Below are 24693 nucleotides of genomic sequence, written 5' to 3'. Positions count from 1 at the left end.
CTGCCACCGGGCGATACGACGTACGAGGAGAGCGGTTCCGTGACCATCCGAGTAGGCATCAACGGGTTCGGCCGGATCGGCCGCAACTTCTACCGCGCGGTGAAGGCGTCCGGGGCCGACATCGAGGTCGTGGCGGTCAACGACCTGACCGACAACGCGACGCTCGCCCAGTTGCTCAAGTACGACAGCATCCTCGGCCGCTTCCCCGAGGACGTGCGCGCCACCGAGAACGAGATCGTCGTGGGCGGCAAGGCCATCAGGGCCTTCGAGGAGCGCGACCCCGCGAACCTCAAGTGGAGCGAGGTCGGCGCCGACATCGTCGTCGAGTCGACGGGCTTCTTCACCGACGCGAACAAGGCCCGGGTGCACGCCGACAACGGCGCCAAGAAGGTCATCATCTCCGCGCCGGCCAAGAACGAGGACCTCACCGTCGTCCTCGGCGTCAACGAGGACAAGTACGACCCGGCGAACCACACGGTGATCTCCAACGCGTCCTGCACCACCAACTGCCTGGCCCCGCTGGCCAAGGTGCTGCACGACAACTTCGTCATCGAGAAGGGCCTGATGACGACGATCCACGCCTACACGCAGGACCAGAACCTGCAGGACGCGCCGCACAAGGACCTGCGCCGCGCCCGCGCCGCCGCGCTGAACGTGGTCCCCACCTCCACCGGCGCCGCCAAGGCGATCGGCCTGGTGCTGCCCGAGCTGAAGGGCCGGCTTGACGGCTACGCCCTGCGCGTCCCGGTGCCGACGGGGTCGGCCACCGACCTCACCGTCGAGCTGTCCCGTGACGTGACGGTCGAGGAGGTCAACGAGGCGTTCCGGGCCGCGGCCGACGGCCCGCTGAAGGGCTACCTCACCTACACCGAGGACCCGATCGTCTCCAGCGACATCGTCACCGACCCGTCGTCCTGCATCTTCGACTCCGGGCTGACCAAGGTCATCGGCGACCAGGTGAAGGTCGTCGGCTGGTACGACAACGAGTGGGGCTACTCCAACCGCCTCGTCGACCTCGTCAAGCTCGTCGGCTCGCAGCTGTAACCGAAGCCCGTCACCGCCGTGGCCGCGCGACGCGCGGCCACGGCGCGGCCGTGTACGGAAGGACACCGCATCCCGATGCGCACCATTGACGATCTCGACGTCGCCGGACGGCGCGTCCTGCTGCGGGCGGACCTGAACGTTCCGCTGCAAGACGGCCGGATCACCGATGACGGGCGGATCCGGGCCAGCCTGCCGACGATCGAGGCGCTGCGGGCCCGGGGCGCCAAGGTCATCGTCTGCGCCCACCTCGGCCGCCCCAAGGGGCAGGTCAAGCCCGAGCTCTCGCTCGCGCCGGTCGCCCTCCGCCTGGGCGAGCTGCTGGGCGCGGAGGTGGCGTCCGCGGCGGACGTCGTGGGCGACTCCGCCCGCGCCGCGGCCGGCGGCCTCGCCGACGGTGGCGTCGCGCTGCTGGAGAACCTGCGCTTCGAGCCGGGCGAGACCAGCAAGGACGACGCCGAGCGCGGCGCCTTCGCCGACCGGCTGGCCGCCCTCGCCGAGCTCTACGTCGGGGACGGGTTCGGCGCGGTGCACCGCAGGCACGCGTCCGTCTTCGACGTGCCGAAGCGGCTCCCGCACGCCGCGGGCGGGCTGATCGCCACCGAGGTCGAGGTGCTCAGGAAGCTCACCGAGGACGTCGAGCGCCCCTACGCGGTCGCGCTCGGCGGATCCAAGGTGTCCGACAAGCTCGGCGTCATCGACAACCTGCTCGGCAAGGCCGACCGCATCCTGATCGGCGGCGGCATGGTGTTCACCTTCCTCAAGGCGCAGGGCCACGAGGTCGGCGAGAGCCTGCTCGAGGAGGACCAGCTCGGCACCGTCCGCGAGTACCTGCGCCGCGCCGAGGAGACCGGCGTCGAGTTCGTGCTGCCGGTCGACATCGTCGCGGCGACCGCGTTCGCCGCGGACGCCGACCACGGCGTCGTGCCCGCCGACGCGATCCCGGCCGACCGGCTCGGCCTGGACATCGGGCCCGAGTCCGGCAAGCTGTTCGCCGCGCGCCTCGCCGACGCCCGGACGGTCTTCTGGAACGGCCCGATGGGCGTGTTCGAGATGGAGCCCTACTCGCACGGCACCCGCGCCGTCGCGCAGGGCCTCATCGACTCCGGCGCGTTCACCGTGGTCGGCGGCGGCGACTCGGCCGCCGCGGTCCGGCTGCTCGGCTTCGACGAGGCGGCCTTCTCCCACATCTCTACCGGCGGCGGCGCGAGCCTCGAGTACCTCGAGGGCAAGACGCTGCCCGGCCTGCAAGCCCTGGAGGACTGACGATGGCCCGCGCGACCCCTTCCGGCGCCCGGAGCGGCCGCAAGCCGCTCATGGCCGGCAACTGGAAGATGAACAACAACCACCTCGAGGCGATCGCGCTCGTCCAGAAGATGGCGTTCGCGCTCAAGGACGCCGACTACGACGCCGTCGACGTCGCGGTGATCCCGCCGTTCACCGCGCTCCGCTCGGTGCAGACCCTGATCGAGGCCGACAAGTACGGGATCCAGTACGGAGCGCAGGACGTCTCCCAGTACGGGTCCGGCGCCTACACCGGCGAGATCTCCGCGGCGATGCTGGCCAAGCTCGGCTGCACCTACGCCGTCGTCGGGCACTCCGAGCGCCGCCAGTACCACGCCGAGGACGACGCGGTCGTCAACGCCAAGGCCAGGGCCGCCCTCGCCGCCGACCTCACCCCGATCCTGTGCGTGGGCGAGGGGCTGGAGGTCCGCAAGGCCGGCGGGCACGTCCCGCACGTGCTCGCGCAGGTCGACGGCGGGCTGGAGAAGATCACCGCCGAGCAGGTGCGGCGCACGGTGATCGCCTACGAGCCGGTCTGGGCGATCGGCACCGGTGAGACCGCCACGCCGCAGGACGCGCAGGAGGTCTGCGGGGCCATCCGCACGCGGCTCGCCGAGCTGTACGACGGCGGTGTGGCCGACGAGGCGCGTATCCTGTACGGCGGTTCGGTGAAGGGCGGCAACGTCGCCGGGATCATGGCGCAGGCCGACGTGGACGGCGCCTTGGTCGGAGGTGCCAGCCTGGACCCGGGAGAGTTCGTCAAGATCTGCCGTTACCGGGACCTGCCGGGCTGATCACATCTGATCAATTCCGCGTGAACCGGGGGTTCTTGCCGAACCAGCGGGGACTTCGTCGTACCCTTCGTAGCTGACGGGTAAACGCCCGGTCCGGCTCGACCTCCGTCCTGAACTACAGACAAGGCGCTGAAGAAACGTGATCATCGCAACGTCCATCGTGCTCATCGTCACGAGCCTGCTGATGGTGGTCCTCGTCCTGATGCACAAGGGCAAGGGCGGCGGCCTGTCCGACATGTTCGGCGGGGGCGTCTCGTCGTCCCTCGGGGGGTCGTCGGTGGTCGAGCGCAACCTCGACCGGCTGACCATCGGCGTCGGGGTGGTCTGGTTCGCCTCGATCGTCGTGCTCGGGCTGCTGTTCAAGCACAAGGGCGTCGGCTGAGCCTGCCCGTCCAACACATGCGAGCGCCGCGCCGTCCTCGAAGGTCACGGGCGGCGGCGGCACACCAAGCGAGGAGTATTCCGTGGGTAGTGGCAACGCGATTCGGGGCAGCCGTGTCGGGGCCGGTCCGATGGGTGAGGCGGAGCGCGGCGACGCCGCCCCCCGCGTCTGGGTGACCTTCTACTGCGCCAACCGGCACGAGACCCGCCCCAGCTTCGCGACGGACGTCGCGGTCCCCGAGACGTGGGACTGCCCGCGCTGCGGGTTCCCCGCCGGCCAGGACTCCGAGAACCCCCCGGCACCGCCGAAGACGGAGCCGTACAAGACCCACCTCGCGTACGTGAAGGAGCGGCGCAGCGACGAGGACGGCGAGGCCATCCTGGAGGAGGCGCTCGCCAAGCTCCGGCAGAAGCGCGCCGCCGTCAAGCGGGCCATGGAGGCCGCGGCCCGCTGACGCCTCCCAAGCCGCACCGTGTGGCCCGGCCCCGAGGAGGGGCCGGGCCACACGCCTTTTCCCGCCCGTAGGCCCCTGCGCCCCGCCCGTCGTCGGGACGACGCATGCGACACGCGGGCACCGGCGGAATCGCCGCCCCCGGGAGGGCGCCCGATCGGACCCTCCCTGACCAGCTTTGATATGCGCCCGCGTATGGCGGTGCGAGCGATACCCATATTGGACGTCACGAGCGCGGCTCTGATCTGCTGGGCGGCGTCCGCCCTCCGCCCCGGAAAGCAGGTGCCTCCGCATGCCGTTCGAGCAGTCCGGGACTTCCCGGCGGACGCTGCTGGCCGCCGGGGCCCTGCTGCCGCTGGCGGGATGCGGAGAGAGGGAGCGCCCGACGTCCGCGGCGGCGCCCACGCCCGCCCTGCGCCCGGCCGCGCCCGCCGACCTGTCGCGGTTCGCGGCGCTCGAACGCCGGCACGGAGCCCGCCTCGGGGTGTACGCGCTGGCGACCGGGACCGGAGCCGAGGTGGCCTACCGCGCCGACGAGCGCTTCGCGTTCTGCTCCACGTTCAAGACGCTCGCCGCGGCGGCGATCCTGCACCGGAACCCGCTCGGCCACCTGGACGAGCGCGTCACCTACACCCGGGCCGACGTGAACTCCATCTCACCGATCACCGAGGACCGCGTCGCCACCGGGATGACCATCCGGGAGCTGTGCGACGCCGCCGTCCGCTTCAGCGACGGCACGGCGGGCAACCTGCTGATGCGCGACGCCGGCGGACCGGCGGGGCTGACCGCCTACCTGCGGGGGCTCGGCGACACCGTCGGCCGCATGGACGACTACGAGCCCGAGCTGAACAGGGTGCGCCCGGACGACCCCCGGGACACCACGAGTCCCCGGGCGATCGCCGCCGACTACCGCGCGATCGTCCTCGGGGACGCGCTGGAGCCCGCCAAGCGCGCTCTGCTCCGCGGCTGGCTCGAACGCGGCGCCACCGCCGTCGGGGCGAAACGCGTCAGGGCGGGGCTGCCCCAGGGGTGGAAGGCGGCGAGCAAGACCGGGACCGGCGACTACGGCCGGGCCAACGACATCGCCGTCGTGCGGCCTCCCCGGGGCGCCCCGGTGATGCTGGCCGTCATGTCCGACCGTCCGGGATACGGCACCCCGCCGAAGAACGCCCTGATCGCGGAGGCCGCGGCGCTGGTCGTCTCCCACCTGTCCCGGGCAGGGCTGTGACCGCCGTCTCCGCTCCGACGACCGCCCCCGCGCCGCCCGGCCCGCCGCCCGTCCCCGCCGCGGGCGCGTCCGACCGCCGGGTGGTCGTGGCGGTCGTGGCGACCCAGCTCGCCGCCAGCCTCGGCTTCTTCGCGGTGATGGCGCACCTCGTCGCCCACCTCCGCCACGACCTCGGGCTGCTGGCCGGCACGGTCGGGCTGGTCCTCGGCGTCCGGGTGGGCCTGCAGTTCGCGCTGCTCCTGCCGGTCGGCACGCTCACCGACCTGCTCGGCGCGCGCCGGACCGGAATGATCTCCTGCGCCGTGCGCGCGCTGGGGTTCGTGATGCTCGGGTCCGCCGAGAGCGTGGGCGCGCTGCTCTGCGCGGCCGTCGCGCTCGCGGTCGGCGGCGCGCTCTACAACCCCGCGGGCCACAGCCTGCTCGCGTCCGTCGGCCCCGGGAGCCGGTCCGGCGGCTTCGCCGCCTACGTCGCCGCCCAGCACCTGGCGACGGTCGCGGGACCGCCGATGGGGCTCCTCCTGCTGGGCACGGGTTCCGGGTTCGCGCTCCTGACGGCGGCGGCCGCCGCCCTCTGGGTGGTCGCCGGCGTCCTGTTCCTGCTCGTGCCCCGATCCCGCGGGAAGGGTGCGCCGGCGCGTCCGCGCGACGTCGTCGCGGGCGTGCGGGCGGTGCTCGGCGACCGGGCGTTCCTGTACTTCGCGCTGCTGACCGCGCCCACGACGCTGCTCGCCAACCACATCATGACGGCGGTGCCCCTCCTCGGCTTCAAGCCCGCGGTGGCGACGCTGTGCTTCTCCCTCCTGGCCATGGTCGCGGCGGCGGTCCAGCCCTTCGTCGCCGTCCGGCGCCGCGGCGAGCGGCCGTGGGTGCTGCGGACCGGCCTGCTGTGCGCCGCGGCGGGGTTCTTCCTGCTCGCGGCGCTGGACGGCACGCGGCCCGGCCCGCTGATGATCGCGGCCGTCCTCAACGGGGTCGCCAACGGCCTCGTCCAGCCGTCGGTCTTCCAGCGCACCGCCCGGCGCGCCCCGCCGGAGCGCTTCGGGTCGTACTACGGCGTCATGGCGTTCTGCGCGGGCATGTTCTCCTTCGCGGGCGACCTGGTCATCGGCCGTCTCTTCGACCTCGGCCCGGCGGGCGCGGCGTGGGCCCTGACCGGGGTCGGCGCCTGCGCGCTCGTCGCGGCGGCGTGCACCGCGGCGGGCGGCATGGCGGGCCCTGCGGCGGGGCCGGCCCGGTATGATGGCGCCCACGCGACTGGCGCAGTCAAGGTGGAGACGACCACCGGGGAGCGAAAGTAGTCCGCACACCGCGCGCCTGGGTGTACGGGTCCCCTTCGCCGGGGCGCCCGAAGCCCCGGCGCGAGCAGCGCGGAGGCTCACGATGCACGAACCGGCCGTACCCCATCTGCAGGGCCAGGACCCCGAGATCGCCGCGCTGGTGGAGGCCGAGGCCCGCCGCCAGTATGAGAAGATCCGCCTGATCGCCTCGGAGAACTACGTCTCGGAGGCGGTGCTGGAGGCCGCCGGAACGGTCCTGACCAACAAGTACTCCGAGGGCTACGCGGGCAGGCGCTACTACGAGGGCCAGCAGAACGTCGACCCCATCGAGCTGCTCGCCATCGAGCGGGCGAAGGGCGTGTTCGGCGCCGAGCACGCCAACGTCCAGCCCTACTCGGGCTCGCCCGCCAACCTCGCCGTCTACATGGCGTTCCTGGAGCCCGGCGACCCGGTCATGGGCCTGTCGCTGCCCATGGGCGGCCACCTGACGCACGGCTGGTCGGTGTCGGCCACCGGCAAGTGGTTCCGGCCCGTCCGCTACGACGTGCGCGCCGACACCGGCCGGGTCGACATGGACCAGGTGCGCGACCTGGCCCTCAAGGAGCGGCCGAAGCTGATCTGGTGCGGCGGCACCGCGGTCCCGCGGACGATCGACTTCCCGGCGTTCGCCGAGATCGCCCGGGAGACCGGCGCGATCCTGGCCGCCGACATCGCGCACATCGCGGGCCTGGTCGCCGGCGGCGCGCACCCGTCCCCGATCGGGCACGCCGACGTCGTCACCACCACCACCCACAAGACGCTGCGCGGCCCCCGCGGCGCGATGATCCTGTCGACGGCCGAGCACGCGAAGGCGGTCGACAAGGCCGTCTTCCCGGGCCTGCAGGGCGGGCCGCACAACCACACGACGGCCGCGATCGCCGTCGCGCTGAAGGAGGCGGCGCGGCCGGACTTCGCCGGGTACGCGCGGCAGGTCGTCGCGAACGCCAAGGTGCTGGCCGCCGCGCTGCTGGACCGCGGCTACGACCTGATCTCCGGCGGGACCGACAACCACCTCATCCTCATCGACCTGACCGGCAAGGGCGTCGCGGGCAAGCCCGCCGCGCAGGCCCTCGACCGCGCCGGCATCGAGCTGAACTACAACGCCGTCCCGTTCGACCCGCGCAAGCCCTTCGACCCGTCCGGGCTGCGGCTCGGCACCGCCGCGATCACCACCCGGGGGATCGGCGAGGAGCACATGCCGCGGCTCGCCGAATGGATCGACGAGGTCGTGCAGGCCACCGCCAAGCAGGACGAGGCGGTCCTGGACCGGGTCGCCGGGCAGGTCCGCGACCTGCTCGCGTCCTTCCCGATGCCCGGCTGGCGGTCCGCGCCCTGACCCTCAGGGCCGTGCCGCCGGGCGCGGGCGCAGCAGCGTGATCATGCGCCAGGCCGCGGGGTCGGCGAGGGGCACCGCCTCCTCGCCGGCCCCGAAGTCGCCGTACTGCGCGACCGCCTCCAGCCCGCCCGCGAGGCGGACCGCGGCGTCGAGCTCGGTGGCGCTCCAGAACCGGTAGGGCACGACGTCGCGGAGGACACGCGGCTCCGCGCCCTCCCCGGTGATGGTCATCGTGACGCGGTCGTCAGCGATCTGGGTGACGGGGTCCAGCCGGTCGGACGGCTCGCCCCAGCGCACGCTCGCCCGGACGCCGTCCCGTTCGACGGTCCAGCCGGTGCTGACGCTCGGGTCGTCGCCCAGCCGGTCCCGGGGGTGCGACATCTCGACGACGTAGAGGCCGCCGGGGGACAGGTGCGCGGCGGCGCACCGCAGGTGCGCGACGAACGCGTCCAGCGTCATGAGGTGGGACGTGGAGTCCAGCATGGTCGCGACGAGGTCGAAGCGGCGGCCCAGCGCGAACCGCGTCATGTCGCCCTCGACGACCTCCAGTTCGACGCCGGCGCGTTCGGCCTCACGCGCCGCGTAGGCGCACATGCGCGGGTTCAGGTCGAGCGCCGTGGCAGCCAGCCCGCGGCGGGCGAGCTCGCGGGCGTGCTCGGCGGGCCCGGCGGCCAGCTCCAGCGCCGTGCCGGGGGCGAGGCCCCGCTCGGCGCACCAGCCGAGCAGCACGTCCACCTCGGCCGGCACGTCGCGGAACGAGCACGCCAGCTCGTAGGCCCAGGGGTCGTCATATACGCCGCTCACCCGCCCATCCTGCCAGCGCGCCCGGCCCGGCGGGACGGCCGTCCAGCCGCAGCCTGACCTCCACGATGGCGGCGTCCCCGGTGCGCCGCGTCCGCCCGCCGAGGGAGGTCAGCAGCCGGCGCATCCGGGCGTTCTCGCTCAGCGCGGTCGCGCGCACCTCCACCAGGCCGCGGTCCCTGGCCAGCGCGAGCAGCAGCCCGGCGAGGGCGCGGCCGAGCCCGCGGCCCTGCCAGGCGTCCTCGACCAGGAACGCGACCTCCGCGGCTCCCGGGTCGCGGACGAGGACCAGGTGCGCGAGCGCCAGCAGCGACCCGTCCGGGCCCTCGGCGACCAGCGTCAGGCCCCGCGAGGGGTCGCAGAACCCCTCGAACGACCGGCGCGGCGGATACGGCTTGGGGCTGAAATAGCGCATCCGGCGGCTTTCCAGCGAGCAGCGCTCGTGAAGGGCCCGCACGGCGTCGCCGTCGCGGGGCTCGACCGGCCGGACGACCACCTGCGTGCCGTCGCGCAGAGCGATCCGCCTGGACGCCGACGGGCGCGCAACCGCCGGGAGCGCGGCCCGCACCAGCGCGTCCGCCCGCGCCGCCTCCGTCGCGGTGAACGGCAGCCCGGCGCGCCGGAGCCGCACCGAGCGCCCCCGCACCGGGACGAGGAGGTCGCGGGGGCCGGGGTCCTCGCCGCCGGGAGCGTCCCAGCGGGCCTCGTCGGCGCGCAGCAGCTCCGCGAGGATCTCGGGCACCGCGTCCGGCTCGGCCCGGAGCCGGGCCGCCAGGGCGAGGGCGCGGGTCGGCTCGTCCACCAGGTCGTGGGGGCGCGCGGGGAGGACGGCGGTCCGGGTGCCGCCCGCCGCGCCCAGCGCCTCGGCGAGGGCGCGGGCGTCCGGGCCGCCGCGCGGGACGTCGACGATGAACTCGTCGACCACCCCGTCGGCGTCGAGCTGGACCGACAGCCCGAGGATGTTGGCGCCGCGCCGGGCGAGTTCGGCCGTGAGGGAGGCGAGGCGGCCGGGACGGTCCTCGATCTCGGTGCGGATGCGCAGCAGCGGCATGTCACGTTCCCTCCGGGGGCGGGGGCCCCGTTCGTGTCCGGTGCGGTCGCCGACAAGGTTCGCCGACGCGTGTTACGCGGCCGCTACGTCATCGTGTGCCAGGGGTTTCACATTCCGGACGGGGGTTGAGCCGCCCGCCTCGAGCGCCTAGCGTGCGGTGAGTGATCGACCCCGTGACCGGTGAGCGTGTCAACGACCGACCGCGGCGCGGCCCGTCCCCGACGAGGCTCCCGCTGCTCCTCCCCGGTTCGCTCAGCGAAGAGCAGCGAGCCGTCTACGAGGCGGTGACGGGCGGGCCCCGTGCCGGCGACAGCAATCCCCCCTTCTCCCTGGCCGACGACATCGGGCGCCTGCAGGGCCCGTTCAACGCGATGCTCTACAGCCCTTCCGTCGGGCTGCCGCTGCAGGACCTCGGCGCCGCGCTGCGCTTCCGCACCGGGTTCACCAAGCGCGAGCGGGAGATCGCGACCCTCGTCGTGGCCGCGCACCTGCGCTCCGACTTCGAGTGGTACGCCCACGAGCGGATCGGGCGCCGGCAGGGCCTGGCCGACGAGGAGACGGACGCGCTGCGCGAGGGCCGCGCGCCGATGCTCGCCGACGTCCGCGAGCGCGTCGTGTACGAGGCGGCGCGCCAGCTCGCGGCCGAGGGCGACCTCGCCGACGCCGTGTACACCGAGGCGGTGGCCACGCTCGGCCGCACGGCCCTCGTCGAGCTGGTCGCGCTCGTCGGCTACTACCAGGCGCTCGCGCTGCAGTTGCGCGTGTTCCGCGTCGGCGTCCCCGACGGGGAGGCCGCGCCCGAGTGGCCCGCCGCGGGGGACGGGTATGAGTGAGGTGCTGCGCACGGTCCGGCTCGACCTGCACCCGGTGTCGATGCGCGACCACGGGGCCCTGCTGACGCACTGGACGGGCCCCCTCGTCCGCCGCCACCTGTTCGACGACCGAGTGGTCACGCCCGTGCAGGTCAGCGAGATCATCGAGGCGAGCGAGCGGGACTTCGCCACCGAGGGCTACGGGCTGTGGGCCCTGCGCCCCGTCCCCGCGTCACCCGGCGGCGGCGCGGCGGCGCCCGGCGGTCCGCTGGCGGGCGTGGCCGGGCTCAGCCACCACGAGGGGCCGCTCGGCCACGGCGTGGACGTCGAGATCCTCTACAGCCTGGAGCCCGACCACTGGGGGCGGGGCCTGGCCGCCGAGGCGTCCCGCGCCGTCCTCGACTACGCGTTCGGGGTGGTCGGCGTGCACCGGATCACCGCCGAGATCGACACGGCCAACCCGGCGTCGTCGCAGATCGCTCTCCAGCTCGGCATGCGCCGGTGGCGGGAGGGCCCCGCCGGGCCCGACGGCGCCGCATACTACGCGGCCGAACGCTCCCGCTGGATCGGATCCCGTCGAGTTCCCGACGTCGTACCCTAGAATCCGTTGCTGCCTGTTGATTTTGCTGCGGAATGCAGCAGGATGAGCGCATGAGCTCCTCCCCGGGCCGGGCGCCCCTGGCTCCCGGCTTCGCCAACGGCGGCGTCTCCCACTGGTACCGGGCGGCCGGGCGCCCCGCCCCCGGCCCCCGCCTCCCGGGCCCGCGCACCGCCGACGTGTGCGTCGTCGGCGCCGGCTACACCGGGCTCTGGACCGCCTACTACCTCAAGCGCGCCCGCCCCGACCTGCGGGTCGTGGTGCTGGAGCGCGAGTTCGCGGGGTTCGGCGCGTCCGGGCGCAACGGCGGCTGGGTGCTCGGGGAGATCGCGGGATCCCGGGAGCGCTACGCCGCCCGGCACGGGCGCCCCGCCGCGATCGCGCTGCAGCACGCCATGTTCCGGGCGGTGGACGAGGTCGTGCGCGTCGCGGGCGCTGAGGACATCGACGCCGGCCTGGTCAAGGGCGGCGTCCTGCACGTGGCCCGGAACGCCGCCCAGCGCGCCCGCCTCGCCGCCATGGTCGACGAGGCGCGCGAGTGGGGCTGGAGCGACGACGACCTCGTCCCGCTGCCCGCCGCCGAACGCGACGAGCGGCTGCGCGTCGAGGGCGCGACCGGCGCCGCGTGGAGCCCGCACGCCGCGCGCGTGCAGCCCGCCGCGCTCGTCCGGGGCCTCGCCGCGGCGGTCCGGCGGCTCGGCGTGCGGATCTACGAGCGGACGCCGGTCGTGCGGATCGACCCGCGCCGGGCGGGCGGGCCGGCCGCCGCCGTCACCCCGTTCGGGACCGTCACCGCCGAGTACGTGCTGCGGGCCACCGAAGGCTTCACCGCCGCGCTGCCCGGCCACCGCCGCGACTGGCTTCCGATGAACAGCTCCATGATCGTCACGACGCCGCTGCCCGCCCGCGCCTGGAAGGCGATCGGATGGGAGCGCCGCGAGCTCCTCGGCGACATGGCGCACTACTACATGTACGCCCAGCGGACCGCCGACGACCGCATCGCCTTCGGCGGCCGGGGCCGCCCCTACCGGTACGGGTCGCGCGTCGACGACGGCGGGCGGACCGAGCCGTCCACCGTCGACGCGCTCTGGACGATGCTCACCGGGATGCTGCCCGCCGTCGCCGAGGAGGGGGCGGTGGAGCACGCCTGGTCGGGCGTCCTCGGCGTCCCCCGCGACTGGTGCGCGACGGTCGTCCTCGACCGCGCGACCGGCCTCGGCCACGCCGGCGGCTACACCGGCCACGGCGTCGCCACCGCGAATCTCGCCGGCCGAACCCTCCGCGACCTCGTCCTCGGCCGCGACACCGGCCTGACGGCGCTGCCGTGGGTGGACCGCCGCGTCCGCCGCTGGGAGCCCGAACCCCTGCGCTGGCTCGGCGTCCACGCGATGTACGCCCTCTACCGCGCCGCCGACGCCCGCGAGTCGTCCGCACCGTCCGCGCGGACCTCGGGCCTGGCCCGCCTCGCCGACCGGATCACCGGTCACTGACGAGTCGCTGGACGTCCCCGTACGACGGCACGCGAGGGGCGTCGCCCTCCCCGGTCACGTCGAGGGCCGCGGCGACCGCCGCGCGCAGCGCCGCGCGGAACGGCAGCGACCCGGTGCTCACCCGGTGCACGCCGAGCCGGGCGAGCCGCGGGTAGTCGGTCCCGCCCGGCAGGTGGAGCACGTTCAGCGGCAGGCCGGTGACCTCCAGAACCGCCCGGATGTCGGCGTCGGCGGCGATTCCGGGGACGAAGATCCCGTCCGCTCCCGCCCGCGCGTACGCCCGCGCCCTCCGCAGCGTCTCCTCCAGGTCCGGCGCGCCCAGCCAGAACGTGTCGGTGCGGGCGTTGAGGAAAACCTCCGGTGCGGCCTCCTTGACGGCCGCGATGACGGCCGCCTGGTGGCGGGCGGGCGCGAGGGTGCCGTCGGCGCGGCCGTCCTCCAGATTGAGCCCGGCGATCCCGTACGAGGCGAGCTCGGCGGCGAGCGCGGCCACGTCGCCGGGCCGGTCGGAGAACCCGCCCTCGACGTCGACGGTCACCGGGACGGGCAGCCGCGCCAGCGTCCGGGCGAGCGCGACCGTCTCCGCGCGCGTGCCGCCGGCCCCGTCGGCCTTTCCGGCCGCCGCGGCGACGCCGAGGCTCGTCGTGCCGATCGCCGGGAACCCGGCCTCGGCCAGCGCCGCGCCGCTCGCGAAGTCCCACGCGTTCGGCAGTACCAGCGGACGGTCGCCGTGGTGGAGCCGCCGGAAGCGGCTCGCCTTCTCCGCGTCCCCGAGCCCCGTGCCCCCGAGTTCCAATCCCCCGAACTCCATGTCCCCGAATCCCATGCCGCCAATCTAGGGGCGGGTCGTTTCAACGGGCTTCGAAGCGTCCGCCGCGCCAGGTCGGGACGGGGCGGCGGTCCGCGGCCACGTCGAAGGCGGCGCGGGCCAGCAGGCGGGTGGAGTCGAGCGTGGGCAGCGGCGAGGCCTCGGGCGTGACCAGGAGCGGGATCTCGGTGCACACCAGCGCGACCGCGTCGCACCCGCGCCCGGCCAGGCGCTCGATGATCCGGACGTACTCGCGGCGCGAGTCCTCGGTGAAGACCCCGTTGACCAGCTCGTCGAAGATGATCCGGTCGACGGTCTCCCGGTCGGCCGGGTCCGGGACCACGGCGGCGATGCCGCGCGCGGCCAGCTCGCGCGGGTAGAGCGGCCCGTCCATGGTGAAGCGGGTGCCGAGCACGCCGACGCGCGTTCGGCCGTCACGGGCGGCCTGGTCGGCGACGACCTGGACGATGTGGAGGCCGGGAAGCGCCAGCTCGTCACCGGGGTGTTCGAGGGCCAGGTGCGCGGTGTTGTCGGGGCAGACGAAGAAGTCCGCGCCCGCCGCCGCGAGACGCCCGGCGCTCTCGGCCAGGATCTCCCGGATCCGGGCGTGGTCCCCGGCCTCCCACGCGGGCATGCTGCGCGCGAGCGCGATGAGGTCGAGCGTCACGTCCGGGTGGTCGTCGGGGCCCAGCTCGCGGAAGCCCTCCTGGCAGAAGGTCCGGAAGCACAGCGCGGCGCCTTCCGCGCTGTGGGCGAGGATGCCGAGGTGCCTCATGCTCAGTCCTGTTCGTTGTGGCGAACGGTCGTCCAGTACAGTGAACACTACCTTCTGAGGACGGGAGCGGGCGAGTGGATGTGATCGCGACGGTCGCGGCGTCGATCCGGCGGGAGCGCGAGCGCGCCGGGATCTCCCAGACGGAGCTGGCCAGGCGCGCGGGCCTGGCCAAGTCGACGCTCTCCCAGCTGGAGTCGGGCGCCGGGAACCCGAGCGTGGAGACGCTGTGGGCCCTGGCGACGGCCCTGGAGGTGCCCTTCAGCCGCCTGGTGGACCCGCCGCGCCCGGCCGTCCGGGTGGTCCGGGCGGGGGAGGGGCCGGCCGCGCACTCCGACCGGGCCGACTACACGGCGACGCTGCTGGCGTCGTCCCCGCCGCACGCGCGCCGCGACCTCTACCGCGTCACGGCGGAACCGGGCGAGGCGAGGGTCTCCGACCCCCACCCGCCGGGCACCGCCGAGCACGTCGTCCTCGGCGCCGGCCGAGCCCTGGCCGGGCCCGCCTCAGAGCCGGTGGAACTGGGGCCCGGCGACTACCTCTCCTACCCCGGCGACGCCCCGCACGTCTTCGAGGCCCTGGTGCCCGGCACGGCCGCGGTCTTCCTGATGGAGCACCTCTAGCCCCGGCCCCGCACCGCTAGAAGGTGCGGTAGTGCGTGCTCAGCCGGCCCTCGTCGTCCAGGACGTGGAAGGCGACGCCCGGGGGAGCGGCCAGGTCGGCGATGTCGCCCCGCTGCCACGGCAGCCGGAGGGTGGACACGACGCCGGGGGCGACGAGCAGCGGCCGTCCCGCGAAGGTCGTGGCAGCCGCCGTGTGGGCGTGCCCGCACAGCAGAGCCACGACCTGCGGGTGGCGCAGGACCACCTCGGCGAGGCGCCGCTCGCCGAACTGCCGGATCCCGTCCACGTACGGGATCTGGAGCCTCGCGGGCGGGTGGTGGAAGCAGACGAACGCCGGCGCGTCCGGTGCCGCGGCGAGCCGCCGGTCGAGCCACCCGATCGTCTCGTCGTCGAGCCGCCCGTGGTCCTCGCCGGGGACGGTCGAGTCGCACATCAGGAAGGTGGCCCCGCCGATCTCGTGGACGCGGTTGACCGGGCCGCCGCCGGGCGGCTCGTCCAGCAGGAACTCCCGGTAGGGGCCGCGCCTGTCGTGGTTGCCGGGGCAGGTCAGCACCGGGTGGCCCGACGCGAGGACCTTGCGGGCCTGCTCGTACTCGGCGGGCTCGCCGTGGTCGGCGATGTCCCCGGTGACGAGGACGGCGTCGACCGGCACGCCGTTCAGATGGTCCATGACGCGGGCCGCGCGTTCGGCCCGGGCGTCGCCGCCGTCCAGATGGGTGTCGCTGAGCTGCGCGAAAACAATCATGTGAGAAACCTAGGCGCGGACCGGACCAGTATTAAGATCCGGTTCCATGCGCAAAGACTGGGCCGGTTCGGTGGACCTGCATCTGGACGTCGACGCCTCAGGCGGCCGCCGCGCCGGTCTCGAACGCGCGCTCCGCGACGCCGTCAGGTCCCGGCGCCTGGCCCCCGGCGACGTCGTCCCCTCGACCCGCGCGCTGGCCGCCGAGCTGGGCCTGGCGCGCGGGACGGTCAGCGCCGCCTACGACCAGCTGACGGCCGAGGGCTACCTCACGGCCGTCCCCGGCGGGCGGACGCGGGTCGCGGCGGGGCCCGCCCCGGCGCCCGCGCCCGCCGAACCGGCGTCCGCCGATGCCCCGGCGCATGACCTGCTGCCCGGGCGGCCCGACCTGAGCACGTTCCCCTCCACGGCGTGGCTGCGCTCGACGCGGCGCGTCCTGGCGTCCGCCCCGCCCGACGTGCACGCGCTCGGCGACCCGCGCGGACGCCGCGAGCTCCGCGAGGCGCTGGCCGGATACCTCGGCCGGGCGCGGGGCGTGCACGCCGACCCGTCCCGGATCGTGGTCACCTCCGGCTACGCCCAGTCCCTCGGCCTCCTCGCCTCCGTCCTGCGGGACCTGGGAACGGAGTCGATGGCGATGGAGGAGCCGGGGCACCCCTTCCACCGCGCGATCGTCCGGCGCGCCGGGCTCGCCGTCGTCCCGCTGCCCGTCGACGAGCGCGGCGCGCGTCCGGACCAGCTCGGTCCGGGGGGCGCGGCCGTGCTCACGCCGGCGCACCAGTACCCCACCGGCGCGACCCTCCGCCCGGACCGCCGCCGCGCCTTCGCCGCCTGGGCCCGCGATGCCGGCGGCACGATCGTCGAGGACGACTACGACGGCGAGTTCCGCTACGACCGCCAGCCGGTCGGGGCTCTGCAGGGCACGGCGCCCGACCACGTCGTCTACGGCGGCACCACGTCCAAGACCCTGGCCCCGGCGCTGCGCCTGGCCTGGCTGGTCCTGCCCGCGCACCTGGTCGAGCCCTTCGCCGAGGCCAAGCGCCTCGCCGACGCCCACACACCCTCGCTCGCCCAGCTCGTCCTCGCCGACCTCATCGGCACCCACGCCTACGACCGGCACGTCCGCGCCGCCCGCCTGCGCTACCGGCGCCGACGCGACCTCCTGGTCGAGACGCTGCGCGGCCGCGCCCCGCGGGTCCGGGTGCAGGGGGTCGCCGCCGGGCTGCACGCCCTGGTCCTGCTCCCGGACGGCGGGGACGGTGAGGGCGAGGCCATGCGCCGCGCCGCGTTCCATGACCTCGCCCTCATGCCTCTGCGCGACCACTGGCAGGATCCCGGCGAACGCCCGCAGGGCCTCGTCGTCGGCTACAGCACCCCCCTCGGCGCCGCCTACCCGGCCGCTCTGGACGCCCTCTGCGCAGTGCTCGCCCAGGCGTGACCCGCGCCGCTCACATGTTCGTGCGCGGCTCGGGTGCCGCTCCCTAGTCCTCGCCGACGAGCCAGGCGTCCTCCTCGTCGATGTCCCCCGCCGGGATGGTGGTGGGGACGGCCGACCACGCGTGGACGAGCGTCGGAGGCCCGCCCCAGGTCGGGGTCGGCACCCATCAGATAGACGGAGGGGCCGCCGCGCAACCTGATCTCGTACAGCCGCCACTGCACCGTCTTGTCGGCGGGCAGTGGACCAGGCGCTGAGCTGGCATCTGCGGTTCCTCCCGGGGATCGACGCCATGAGCCCCCATTCCCGAGCGCGACACTTCGACCACTGACCGTGAGGATCCGCATGCCTGACGTCCCCGCGACCCACTTCTGACCCCCCGACCGCCGCCCTCCGCGAACCGGCATGGCGACGGCCGTCCGCCGCTAGGGTGATCATGTGGGCGAGGACGCCGCCGGTACCGAGGCCCGGGTCGCCGAGGCCTTCGCCTCCGGCCGCCAGCGGTTGCGCTTCCAGGGGCGGCGGCCGGGACCGTTCCAGCCGCCCGGCGGCATTTCGCTCGACGCCCGGCACCGGTCTCTGAGAACGTGGGGGCCGAATATCCGATCTTCCTTGGTGGAGGCCGACCGTGGCGTGCCGGGTGAGCGAGCTGGTGCTCGACTGCCGCGATCCGGAGAGGCTCGCGGAGTTCTGGTGCGAGGTGCTCGGGTTCGTGGAGCTGGACAGGGAGGGCGACGACATCGAGATCGGCCCGCCCGAGGGGTTCGGCGGGCTCCAGCCGACGCTGATCCTCAGCCGCAGCGACGACCCGAAGAACGGCAAGCTGCGGCTGCACTTCGACGTCAACGCCACGGACCGGGACCAGGACGCCGAGCTCGAGCGGCTCCTGGCCGCGGGGGCGCGGCCGGTGGACGTCGGGCAGACCGGCGAGGAGAGCTGGGTGCCCCTGGCGGATCCGGAGGGCAACGAGTTCTGCCTGCTCCGGGCCCGCCTGGCCTGACCGCCGGGGCCGGGCTCACCGGCCGGTCCTGAACCGGGAGCCGGCGAAGGCGCCGACGAGCGCGGACAGGATCGGCACGACGACGAAGGCGGCCAGCAGGACGGGTGTGCCGTCGACGTCGAGCGTGCGGTCCAGGACGAAGGTGAAGAACGCTCCCACGGTCTCGGTCAGCAGGAAGCCCGCGGCTCCGCCGACCACGAACCCGATCATGGCGCCGGTGTGGTTCATGGTCCCAGCATCGGGACGCGGCCGCCCCCGGCGCATCGGCCCGCGGCGGGCTTGCGCGCTACACCACCGGTTGCGGGCCGGCGGCGCGCCTACTTCCGTGGTCGCATCCAGCGCGGGCTGACCATGCCGGACTCGTAGGCGAGGATGACCAGTTGCGAGCGGTCCCGCACGTCCAGCTTGGACATGATGCGGCTGACGTGGGTCTTGGCGGTGGCGGGGCTGAGCACGAGGCGCGCGGCGATCTCGTCGTTGCTGAGCCCGGCCGCGACGAGCAGCATCACCTCCCGCTCCCGGACGGTGAGGGAGCCGAGCCGCGGGCCGGGCACGGGCGCCTGCGCCCGCCCGGCGAACTCGCCGATGAGGCGGCGGGTGACGGACGGGGTGATCAGCGCGTCCCCGCGCGCCGCCACCCGCACCGCGTGGATCAGCTCCGCCGGCTCGGTGTCCTTGAGCAGGAAACCGGTGGCCCCGGCGCGCAGCGCCCCGTACACGTACTCGTCGAGGTCGAAGGTCGTCAGGATCACCACCCGCACGCCGTCCAGGCGCGGGTCGGCGGTGATCCGGCGGGCGGCCTCCAGGCCGTCCATGCCGGGCATCCGCACGTCCAGCAGCGCCACGTCCGGACGCAGCTCGCGGCAGGCGGAGACCGCCCGCGCGCCGTCCGCGGCCTCGCCGGTGACGGTGATGTCGTCCTCGTCGTCGAGGATGGAGCGGAACCCGGCCCGGACCAGGCCCTGGTCGTCGGCCAGCAGAACTTTGATCATCGCGTGCGCGCCTCGTTCCCGTAGGGCAGCCGGGCCCGGACGAGGAAGCCGCCGCCCGGCCGCGGTCCCGCCGTCAGCTCGCCGCCGAGCGCGCGGGCCCGTTCGCGCATCCCCTCGACGCCGCTTCCCGGACCCGCCGGCGGCGGCCCGGCGCCCCGGCCGTCGTCGGCGACCTCGACGAGCAGCGCGCCCGGCCCCCGCTCGACGCTGACCGTGACCTCCGCGGCGGCGGCGTGCCGCGAGACGTTGGTGAGCGACTCCTGGACGATGCGGTAGGCGGCCAGGCCGACCTCGGTGGGCGGGTCCGCCTCGCCGGTGACGCCGCCGTGCACGGTGAGGCCGGCCGCCCGGGCCGTCCCGATCAGCCCGCCGATCCCGTCCAGGGTGGGCGGGGGCGCGGTCGGCGCCTCCTCGTCGGCCTGCCGCAGCACCCCGAGGGTGGCGCGCAGGTCGCGCAGGGCCTCCCGGCTCGACGCCTTGATCGCGGCGAGGGCCGCCTCGCCCTGCGCCGGGTCCCGGTGGAAGCGGTGCAGCGACGTCCCGGCCTGGACGTTGATCAGCGAGAGGTGGTGGCCGACGACGTCGTGCAGCTCGCGGGCGATGCGCAGCCGCTCCTCGCCCGCGGCGCGCCGCTCGGCCTCGCGCAGGTAGGCGAGCCGGCTGTGCCGCACCCACCCGAGCGCCACCACGGCCACCAGCCACCCGGTCAGCATGAACAGGGCGACGCCGTTGACGTCGCGGTTGCCGAGCAGGGTCCCGGCGCCGGTGGCGATCACGGTCAGCGCCGACAGGACGACGGCGGCCTGGAGCCGGCCGCCGGCCGCGACCGCGTACAGTGCCGCGATGACCGCGATCATCAGCCCGCCGTCGTGCAGGCTGGCGACGTAGTAGGCGCCGGTGGTCACCAGGACGAGGGCCGCGACGGCCACCGGCCGCCCGCGGGCGAAGAACAGCGACCCGCAGGCGAGGAGGATCAGCGCCCAGTCGAACGCGGTCGCCGCCCACGGCTCCTCGCGCGGGCCGACGAGCGACTTCAGACTGCTGACGGCCACCACGGCGAGCACTCCGCCCGCCAGGGCCGCGTCCCGTGCGCGCCCCGGCGGCGGGATCAGGCGACCACCCATCCCGTCAGCCTAGACGCCGGTCGACCGGGGCTCCGTCCTCCGTGAGGCCGAGCGCTCCGCACCGGACCCGCGACCGTGGTCGTAGGCGCGCGCCGTCCGACCGCAACCGGGGGAGGACGCGAGGCGCCCCGCGCCGGCCGCCGGGGCGGTCAGTCCTCGTAGGTGTGGACGAAGCGGGACAGGAGGCGGGCGAACGCGGAGCGCTCCTCGTCCGTCCAGCCGCTCATGGCCTTGGCGAAGTGCTCCTGCCGGGTGCGGCGGGTGGCGTCGACGACGGCCCTGCCCGCGTCGGTGAGCTCCAGGTGGATGCGCCGGCCGTCCTCCTGCGAGGCGACCCGCCGGACATAGCCCGACTTGACCGCCTCGGCGACGATGCGGCTGCCGCGCGAGGCGTCGACGCCGAGGCGGGCGGCCACCAGGCCGACGCTCATCTCCTCGCCGGGCCGGTCGGGGCCCTCGTCCACGATGTCCACGACGTGCAGGACCTGCACGTCCACCGGGAGGTTGTGGTCCCTGATCGCCGCCTTGCCCAGCCGCTGCCGCGACATGCCCCGGCGCAGCCTGACCATGCTCCGCTCGACGGCGTCCAGCGCCTCGTCGCTCATGGCGCCCAGTCTAGATGGATTGCGCGACTCATCTATCTGTGTCTAGCATCTATATGTCCAACGCATAGAATTGGGAGGTGCGCGTGATCGAGACGACCGCGCCCATGACCGGCCGGCACCGCCGGCTGGTGTTCGGCGGGCTCATGCTCGCCGGGCTCATGTCCTCGCTGGACGCGACGGTGCTCGGCACCGCGCTGCCGACGATCGTGGGGGACCTCGGCGGGCTCGACCGGCTCGCCTGGGTGTCGACGGCGTACGTGCTGGCCACCAGCGTCACCGTCCCCCTGTCGGGGCGGCTCGGGGACCTGTTCGGGCGCCGCCGCGTCCTGCTGACCGGCCTGCTGGGGTTCCTCGCCGGATCGGCGGCGTGCGGGGCGGCGCCCACCATGACCTGGCTGATCGTGTTCCGCGCCGTCCAGGGCGCCGCGGCCGGCTGCCTGATGAGCTCGATGTTCGCGCTCACCGGCGAGCTGTTCGAGCCGCGCGAGCGCGCCCGGTACCAGGGCTACTCGGCGATCGTCTTCGCCGTCTCCAGCATCGCGGGACCGCTGGCCGGAGGCGTCCTCACCGACCACGCGTCGTGGAGGTGGGTGTTCTACCTCAACCTGCCGCTCGGTGCCGCCGCCACCGCCGTGATCGTGCCGTTCCTGCGGCTGCCGGCGCCGAAGGGCAGGCCGCGGATCGACTACCCGGGGATCGTCCTGCTCGGGGCCGCCGTCACCTGCTTCACCCTGTTCACCAGCTGGGCCGGGACGCGGTACGCGTGGGGCTCGCCCGTCGTCCTCTCGCTGGCGGCGGCCTCGGCCGTGCTGTTCACCGTGTGGGTGCTCGCCGAGCGGACGGCCGCCGAGCCGATCATCCCGCCGCGGCTGTTCCGCGACCGGTCGTTCAGCGTGGCCTGCGCCGTCGCGGCCGTCGGCGGCGCGACGGGATTCGGGCTCGCCACCTACCTGCCGATGTTCTTCCAGGTCGTCGGGGGAGTGGGCGCGACCAGGTCGGGTCTGCTCCTGCTGCCGATGATGCTCGCTCTCCTGGCGTCGTCCGTGGCGGCGGGGAAGTACATCCACCGGACCGGCCGCTACCACCGGCTGCCGGCGGCGAGCATGGCGGTCAGCGCGGCGGGGATCGCGCTGCTGGCGACGATGGACGCCCGCACCGGCCTGGTCGCCGCGGGCTGCTCCATGGCGGTGCTCGGCTTCGGCGCCGGGCTGTCCCAGCAGGTCGTCATGCTGATCGCGCAGCAGGCGGCGCCGCACCGCGACCTCGGCGCGGCGAGCTCGGGCGTGTTCGCGAGCCGGATGCTCGGCACCGCCGCCGGGATGGCGGTCTTCGGCGCCGTCGTGTCGAACCGGTTCGCCGAGGAGGTCGTCCGGCGGGTCCCGGACGGGCGGGTCCCGGCGTTCGGCGACGCCGTCCGCCCCGAGGTGCTGGAGACGCTTCCGGCGCCGGTGCGCGACGGTGTCGCCGAAGCCTTCGCCGACGCGTACTCCACCCTGTTCGTCGCGGCGCTGCCCGTCGCCGCGGCGGGCCTGGCGGCGGCCCTGCTGCTCCGCCACGTCCCGCTGGCGCGGCGCGGCCCGGAGGACTAGTCGTCGAGGGCGGCGTCGTGGACGAGCAGGGCGATCTGGACGCGGTTGTTCAGTTCCAGCTTGGCCAGCAGCCGCGACACGTACGCCTTCACGGTGGCGACGCTGAGCGAGAGCTCCTTGCCGATCTCGCTGTTGGTCAGGCCGCGCCCGACGAGCGCGGCCACGGCCCGCTCGCCCTCGCTCAGCCGGGCCAGCAGACCGCGGGCGCGGGCGCGGCGCGGATCGGCGCCGCTCTCGGCCACGTACGCCATCATCCTGCGCAGCACCGCGGGCGACATCATCGGCTCGCCGGCGGCGACCTGGCGGATCGCCCGGACGATCTCCGGCGGCGGGGTGTGCTTCAGCAGGAAGCCGCTCGCGCCCGCGCGCATCGCCCGCAGGATGTGGTCGTCGCTGTCGAACGTGGTCAAGATGATGATCTCGGGCGGCTCGCGGCGGCCGCGCAGCAGCGCGGTCGCCGCGAGCCCGTCCATCCGCGGCATCCGGATGTCCATCAGCACGACGTCGGGCCGGTGCTGGTTCACGGCGCCGACGACCTCGGCGCCGTCGGCGACGTCCGCGACGACCTCCAGGTCGCCGGCGCTCGCCAGCATCATCGACAGGCCGGTCCGGACGAGCGCGTCGTCGTCGACGATCAGGACGCGGACGGGAGGAGAGTCCATCCGGCCACCCTAAGGGCGGCTCAGCCGCGGCGCAGGCGGCGCCCGGTGACGCTCGAGGCCGCCAGCCGGAACCACGCCTCCCGGTCGCCGCCCGGCCACGGCCGGACCTGCGCGACCTCGGCCTTCTCCGCCTCGGACAGGGGGTGGGCGCCGCCGCGCAGCAGCACGCTCCACCCCTCGTGGTGGGCCTCCTCGAACCGGTCGACCTCGAAGGCCGCCCGGACCTCCCCGCCGGTCACCGCCGACAGCAGGTTGCGGTTCAGCCGGCCCGACGCCGACGTGCGGAAGATCACCGAGTCGCCCTCGACGGCGTAGTTCACCGGGACGACCGTCGGTCCCTCGCCGTCGTCGAACGCCACCCGGCCGATGGTGCCGCCGGCGAGGAGCTTCATGCACTCGGCGCGGTCGAGTTCTTCGAGCACGGGCTCGTCAGAGGAGTTCGCTGCCATGAGTATCACCCTTCCCACCGGTACCGGCGCCATGCGCGGCCCGCAGCGGAAGGCGGGCGCGCAGCCGGAACCGCCCGTCGCCGCCGCGGCCGTGCTCCAGGGTCCCGCCGAGCAGCGCCACGCGCTCGGCGAGGCCGACCAGCCCCGTGCCGGAGCCGGGCAGGGGCCGGGCGGGCGGGCCGGGGGGCAACGCGTTGACGATCTCGATGTCCAGTTCGGCGCCCGCGGCCAGGGACACCCGGACCTCCGCGCCCGGCGCGTGCTTGCGGGCGTTCGTCAGCCCCTCCTGGACGATCCGGTAGGCGTGCCGCCCGACGCGGGAGGGGACCAGCCCTGGGTCGGGGACGTCCTGCTCCAGCGTGACGCGGCCCCCGGCCAGCCGCGACTCCTCGACCAGCCCGGGGACGTCCGCGAGGGTCGGCTGCGGACGCTCGGGATCGGCGCCGGGCGCGTCGTCCCGCAGGACGCCGATCACCTCGCGCAGGTCCTCCATCGCCTCGTAGGCGCTGCGCCGGATGATCCCGGCGGCCTCGCGCTGCCCGTCCGGCGTGCCCGGGCCGAACTCCAGCGCCCCCGCGTGCACGGCCAGCAGCGAGATGCGGTGCGCGAGGACGTCGTGCATCTCGCGCGCGAGCCGCTCGCGCTCCAGCAGCCGGGCCTCCTCGACCCGCAGCCGCTGCTCGGTCCCGGCGGCGCGGGCCCGCTCCTCCAGTGAGGCGATGAGCTGCCGCCGGGACCGCACCAGCATGCCCGTCGTGACGAGGACCGCGTAGATCAGCGCGAAGATGACGCTGCCCTGGAGGAACTCCTTCTCGGGCGCCGTGACCCGGAACAGCCCGATGATCAGAGCCAGGCTGGCGCCGGCGATCGGCAGCGCGATCCGCCAGGGGCGCAGCATCGCCAGCGAGTACATCGCGATCGCCGCCGTGCCGAGCGTCGTCGTCGCCGCCCACTGCGCGAACACCATCACGACCGCGAGGGCCACCGGGTGGCGGCGCCGGAAGAGAACGAGGAACACGCAGGCGACGGCGCCGATCAGCACGTCCCGCCGGATCACGATCGTCTCTCCCGGGGGCAGGTCGTCCACCGTGCCCTGGAGCAGCACCCAGCCGAGCAGCATCGCGGCGCCGGCGGCGCCGAGGTCGCCGAGCCAGTCGCGCCACGGCCGGCGCAGAAGGTCCATCCGCCCAACGGTAGCCATGGCGCCCGGCACGGTCAGCGGCCGCAGGTCGGCGGCGCCATCGACTTTGGTCGCGGGGCGCGTCCTGGGGCTGTCCCCACCCCGCGGCCGCCCGCTGCCCGCAGTGT

General features: G+C 74.7%; 26 protein-coding genes, 1 pseudogene and 1 riboswitch. Of the genes and pseudogenes, 15 read left to right on the top strand and 12 right to left on the bottom strand.

Translation table 11 applies throughout. From position 1 onward, the window contains the following. Positions 1-39 precede the first annotated feature (39 nt). The 8 genes and pseudogenes from gap to BKA00_RS11025 all read left to right on the top strand — a co-directional run bounded on the left by gap (position 40) and on the right by BKA00_RS11025 (position 7832). On the top strand, positions 40-1044 hold the full coding sequence (gap, locus tag BKA00_RS11060; protein WP_185024820.1) for a type I glyceraldehyde-3-phosphate dehydrogenase: 1005 nt from the start codon (positions 40-42) through the stop codon (positions 1042-1044). Positions 1045-1119: 75 nt separating this feature from the next. Further along, a complete protein-coding gene (locus BKA00_RS11055; RefSeq protein WP_185024819.1) occupies positions 1120-2307 on the top strand; it encodes a phosphoglycerate kinase in 1188 nt (395 codons plus the stop codon). A gap of 2 nt (positions 2308-2309) precedes the next feature. After that, positions 2310-3119, top strand: coding sequence for a triose-phosphate isomerase (gene tpiA / locus BKA00_RS11050; protein ID WP_185024818.1), 810 nt, complete (start codon positions 2310-2312; stop codon positions 3117-3119). 139 nt (positions 3120-3258) lie between these two features. After that, positions 3259-3501 (top strand): preprotein translocase subunit SecG, encoded by a 243-nt coding sequence (gene secG, locus BKA00_RS11045; protein WP_089313386.1) that lies wholly within the window; start codon positions 3259-3261, stop codon positions 3499-3501. An 82-nt stretch (positions 3502-3583) separates the two neighbouring features. Next, positions 3584-3955, top strand: coding sequence for an RNA polymerase-binding protein RbpA (locus BKA00_RS11040; protein ID WP_185024817.1), 372 nt, complete (start codon positions 3584-3586; stop codon positions 3953-3955). Between the two features lie 289 nt (positions 3956-4244). Continuing rightward, a complete protein-coding gene (gene bla, locus BKA00_RS11035; RefSeq protein ID WP_185024816.1) occupies positions 4245-5180 on the top strand; it encodes a class A beta-lactamase in 936 nt (311 codons plus the stop codon). A gap of 137 nt (positions 5181-5317) precedes the next feature. Next, positions 5318-6211: pseudogene (locus BKA00_RS40790) on the top strand (MFS transporter); the annotation flags it as partial. A gap of 209 nt (positions 6212-6420) precedes the next feature. Continuing rightward, a riboswitch (ZMP/ZTP riboswitch) is annotated at positions 6421-6507 on the top strand. Positions 6508-6560: 53 nt separating this feature from the next. Further along, complete coding sequence (locus BKA00_RS11025; protein WP_185024814.1) at positions 6561-7832, top strand: serine hydroxymethyltransferase; 1272 nt, start codon at positions 6561-6563, stop codon at positions 7830-7832. Positions 7833-7835: 3 nt separating this feature from the next. Here BKA00_RS11025 and BKA00_RS11020 read toward each other — a convergent pair whose 3' ends face one another. Next, on the bottom strand, positions 7836-8636 hold the full coding sequence (locus tag BKA00_RS11020; RefSeq protein WP_185024813.1) for a class I SAM-dependent methyltransferase: 801 nt from the start codon (positions 8634-8636) through the stop codon (positions 7836-7838). After that, positions 8620-9684 carry a GNAT family N-acetyltransferase gene (locus tag BKA00_RS11015; protein ID WP_185024812.1) on the bottom strand — a complete coding sequence of 355 codons (1065 nt, stop codon included), beginning with the start codon at positions 9682-9684 and terminating at the stop codon, positions 8620-8622. The genes BKA00_RS11020 and BKA00_RS11015 overlap by 17 nt, the downstream gene beginning before the upstream one ends. 161 nt (positions 9685-9845) lie before the next feature. Here BKA00_RS11015 and BKA00_RS11010 point away from each other — a divergent pair, with 161 nt between their 5' ends. Genes BKA00_RS11010 through BKA00_RS11000 form a run of 3 tightly spaced genes read left to right on the top strand, consistent with a single transcriptional unit; the run spans position 9846 to position 12584 of the window. Continuing rightward, complete coding sequence (locus BKA00_RS11010) at positions 9846-10517, top strand: carboxymuconolactone decarboxylase family protein (RefSeq protein ID WP_185024811.1); 672 nt, start codon at positions 9846-9848, stop codon at positions 10515-10517. After that, positions 10510-11097 carry a GNAT family N-acetyltransferase gene (locus tag BKA00_RS11005; protein ID WP_185024810.1) on the top strand — a complete coding sequence of 196 codons (588 nt, stop codon included), beginning with the start codon at positions 10510-10512 and terminating at the stop codon, positions 11095-11097. Before BKA00_RS11010 ends, BKA00_RS11005 begins: the two co-directional genes overlap by 8 nt. A gap of 50 nt (positions 11098-11147) precedes the next feature. Continuing rightward, entirely contained in the window at positions 11148-12584 is a 1437-nt protein-coding gene (locus tag BKA00_RS11000; protein WP_185024809.1) for an NAD(P)/FAD-dependent oxidoreductase, read from the top strand. Here the strand turns inward: BKA00_RS11000 and BKA00_RS10995 are convergent. Next, a complete protein-coding gene (locus tag BKA00_RS10995) occupies positions 12571-13410 on the bottom strand; it encodes an isocitrate lyase/PEP mutase family protein (RefSeq protein WP_420829676.1) in 840 nt (279 codons plus the stop codon). The genes BKA00_RS11000 and BKA00_RS10995 overlap by 14 nt on opposite strands. A 25-nt stretch (positions 13411-13435) precedes the next feature. After that, a complete protein-coding gene (locus BKA00_RS10990) occupies positions 13436-14167 on the bottom strand; it encodes an aspartate/glutamate racemase family protein (protein WP_185024808.1) in 732 nt (243 codons plus the stop codon). A gap of 74 nt (positions 14168-14241) precedes the next feature. Here BKA00_RS10990 and BKA00_RS10985 point away from each other — a divergent pair, with 74 nt between their 5' ends. Beyond that, positions 14242-14787: a helix-turn-helix domain-containing protein gene (locus tag BKA00_RS10985; RefSeq protein ID WP_185024807.1), complete on the top strand. Its 546-nt coding sequence runs from the start codon at positions 14242-14244 to the stop codon at positions 14785-14787. 16 nt (positions 14788-14803) lie between these two features. Here BKA00_RS10985 and BKA00_RS10980 read toward each other — a convergent pair whose 3' ends face one another. Then, positions 14804-15532 (bottom strand): phosphodiesterase, encoded by a 729-nt coding sequence (locus tag BKA00_RS10980; protein ID WP_185024806.1) that lies wholly within the window; start codon positions 15530-15532, stop codon positions 14804-14806. A 46-nt stretch (positions 15533-15578) separates the two neighbouring features. Between BKA00_RS10980 and pdxR the strand changes: the two genes are divergently transcribed. Beyond that, positions 15579-16967, top strand: coding sequence for a MocR-like pyridoxine biosynthesis transcription factor PdxR (gene pdxR / locus BKA00_RS10975; protein WP_185024805.1), 1389 nt, complete (start codon positions 15579-15581; stop codon positions 16965-16967). A gap of 625 nt (positions 16968-17592) precedes the next feature. Beyond that, entirely contained in the window at positions 17593-17964 is a 372-nt protein-coding gene (locus BKA00_RS10970) for a VOC family protein (RefSeq protein ID WP_185024804.1), read from the top strand. Between the two features lie 15 nt (positions 17965-17979). Here BKA00_RS10970 and BKA00_RS10965 read toward each other — a convergent pair whose 3' ends face one another. The 4 genes from BKA00_RS10965 to BKA00_RS10950 all read right to left on the bottom strand — a co-directional run bounded on the left by BKA00_RS10965 (position 17980) and on the right by BKA00_RS10950 (position 20685). Further along, the gene (locus BKA00_RS10965; RefSeq protein ID WP_185024803.1) at positions 17980-18192 is read right to left on the bottom strand and encodes a hypothetical protein; all 213 of its coding nucleotides are present in this window, start codon (positions 18190-18192) and stop codon (positions 17980-17982) included. A gap of 89 nt (positions 18193-18281) precedes the next feature. Further along, positions 18282-18956: a response regulator gene (locus tag BKA00_RS10960; RefSeq protein WP_185024802.1), complete on the bottom strand. Its 675-nt coding sequence runs from the start codon at positions 18954-18956 to the stop codon at positions 18282-18284. Continuing rightward, positions 18953-20080: a sensor histidine kinase gene (locus BKA00_RS10955; RefSeq protein WP_185024801.1), complete on the bottom strand. Its 1128-nt coding sequence runs from the start codon at positions 20078-20080 to the stop codon at positions 18953-18955. The genes BKA00_RS10960 and BKA00_RS10955 overlap by 4 nt, the downstream gene beginning before the upstream one ends. A 149-nt stretch (positions 20081-20229) precedes the next feature. Next, the gene (locus tag BKA00_RS10950) at positions 20230-20685 is read right to left on the bottom strand and encodes a MarR family winged helix-turn-helix transcriptional regulator (protein WP_185024800.1); all 456 of its coding nucleotides are present in this window, start codon (positions 20683-20685) and stop codon (positions 20230-20232) included. 77 nt (positions 20686-20762) lie between these two features. Here BKA00_RS10950 and BKA00_RS10945 point away from each other — a divergent pair, with 77 nt between their 5' ends. Next, on the top strand, positions 20763-22274 hold the full coding sequence (locus BKA00_RS10945) for a DHA2 family efflux MFS transporter permease subunit (protein WP_185024799.1): 1512 nt from the start codon (positions 20763-20765) through the stop codon (positions 22272-22274). On the opposite strand, the gene BKA00_RS10940 is transcribed toward BKA00_RS10945, so the two are convergent. From BKA00_RS10940 to BKA00_RS10930, 3 genes are read right to left on the bottom strand one after another with little or no spacing between them, the layout of a single operon-like run. After that, complete coding sequence (locus BKA00_RS10940; protein WP_185024798.1) at positions 22271-22936, bottom strand: response regulator transcription factor; 666 nt, start codon at positions 22934-22936, stop codon at positions 22271-22273. The genes BKA00_RS10945 and BKA00_RS10940 overlap by 4 nt on opposite strands. Before the next feature lie 20 nt (positions 22937-22956). Then, on the bottom strand, positions 22957-23385 hold the full coding sequence (locus tag BKA00_RS10935; protein WP_185024797.1) for a pyridoxamine 5'-phosphate oxidase family protein: 429 nt from the start codon (positions 23383-23385) through the stop codon (positions 22957-22959). Further along, positions 23366-24568 (bottom strand): sensor histidine kinase, encoded by a 1203-nt coding sequence (locus tag BKA00_RS10930; protein ID WP_230299147.1) that lies wholly within the window; start codon positions 24566-24568, stop codon positions 23366-23368. Before BKA00_RS10930 ends, BKA00_RS10935 begins: the two co-directional genes overlap by 20 nt. Between the last annotated feature and the right edge of the window lie 125 nt (positions 24569-24693).

The sequence above is a fragment of the Actinomadura coerulea genome (genome assembly GCF_014208105.1).
Classification (GTDB): Bacteria; Actinomycetota; Actinomycetes; order Streptosporangiales; family Streptosporangiaceae; genus Spirillospora; species Spirillospora coerulea.
Note: the sequence above shows the minus strand (reverse complement) of the source record. Positions and strands in the feature narration are given on the sequence as shown.

Coding starts and splice junctions, on each gene's coding strand:
- BKA00_RS10995 (WP_420829676.1), bottom strand. CDS start 13,410: ATGGGATTCGGGGACATGGAGTTCGGGGGATTGGAACTCGGGGGCACG.
- BKA00_RS11055 (WP_185024819.1), top strand. CDS start 1,120: ATGCGCACCATTGACGATCTCGACGTCGCCGGACGGCGCGTCCTGCTG.
- BKA00_RS10960 (WP_185024802.1), bottom strand. CDS start 18,956: ATGATCAAAGTTCTGCTGGCCGACGACCAGGGCCTGGTCCGGGCCGGG.
- BKA00_RS10955 (WP_185024801.1), bottom strand. CDS start 20,080: ATGGGTGGTCGCCTGATCCCGCCGCCGGGGCGCGCACGGGACGCGGCC.
- BKA00_RS11005 (WP_185024810.1), top strand. CDS start 10,510: ATGAGTGAGGTGCTGCGCACGGTCCGGCTCGACCTGCACCCGGTGTCG.
- BKA00_RS11015 (WP_185024812.1), bottom strand. CDS start 9,684: ATGCCGCTGCTGCGCATCCGCACCGAGATCGAGGACCGTCCCGGCCGC.
- bla (WP_185024816.1), top strand. CDS start 4,245: ATGCCGTTCGAGCAGTCCGGGACTTCCCGGCGGACGCTGCTGGCCGCC.
- tpiA (WP_185024818.1), top strand. CDS start 2,310: ATGGCCCGCGCGACCCCTTCCGGCGCCCGGAGCGGCCGCAAGCCGCTC.
- BKA00_RS10930 (WP_230299147.1), bottom strand. CDS start 24,568: ATGGACCTTCTGCGCCGGCCGTGGCGCGACTGGCTCGGCGACCTCGGC.
- BKA00_RS11000 (WP_185024809.1), top strand. CDS start 11,148: ATGAGCTCCTCCCCGGGCCGGGCGCCCCTGGCTCCCGGCTTCGCCAAC.
- BKA00_RS10935 (WP_185024797.1), bottom strand. CDS start 23,385: ATGGCAGCGAACTCCTCTGACGAGCCCGTGCTCGAAGAACTCGACCGC.
- BKA00_RS10940 (WP_185024798.1), bottom strand. CDS start 22,936: ATGGACTCTCCTCCCGTCCGCGTCCTGATCGTCGACGACGACGCGCTC.
- BKA00_RS10990 (WP_185024808.1), bottom strand. CDS start 14,167: ATGAGGCACCTCGGCATCCTCGCCCACAGCGCGGAAGGCGCCGCGCTG.
- BKA00_RS10965 (WP_185024803.1), bottom strand. CDS start 18,192: ATGAACCACACCGGCGCCATGATCGGGTTCGTGGTCGGCGGAGCCGCG.
- BKA00_RS10950 (WP_185024800.1), bottom strand. CDS start 20,685: ATGAGCGACGAGGCGCTGGACGCCGTCGAGCGGAGCATGGTCAGGCTG.
- BKA00_RS11025 (WP_185024814.1), top strand. CDS start 6,561: ATGCACGAACCGGCCGTACCCCATCTGCAGGGCCAGGACCCCGAGATC.
- BKA00_RS10980 (WP_185024806.1), bottom strand. CDS start 15,532: ATGATTGTTTTCGCGCAGCTCAGCGACACCCATCTGGACGGCGGCGAC.
- pdxR (WP_185024805.1), top strand. CDS start 15,579: ATGCGCAAAGACTGGGCCGGTTCGGTGGACCTGCATCTGGACGTCGAC.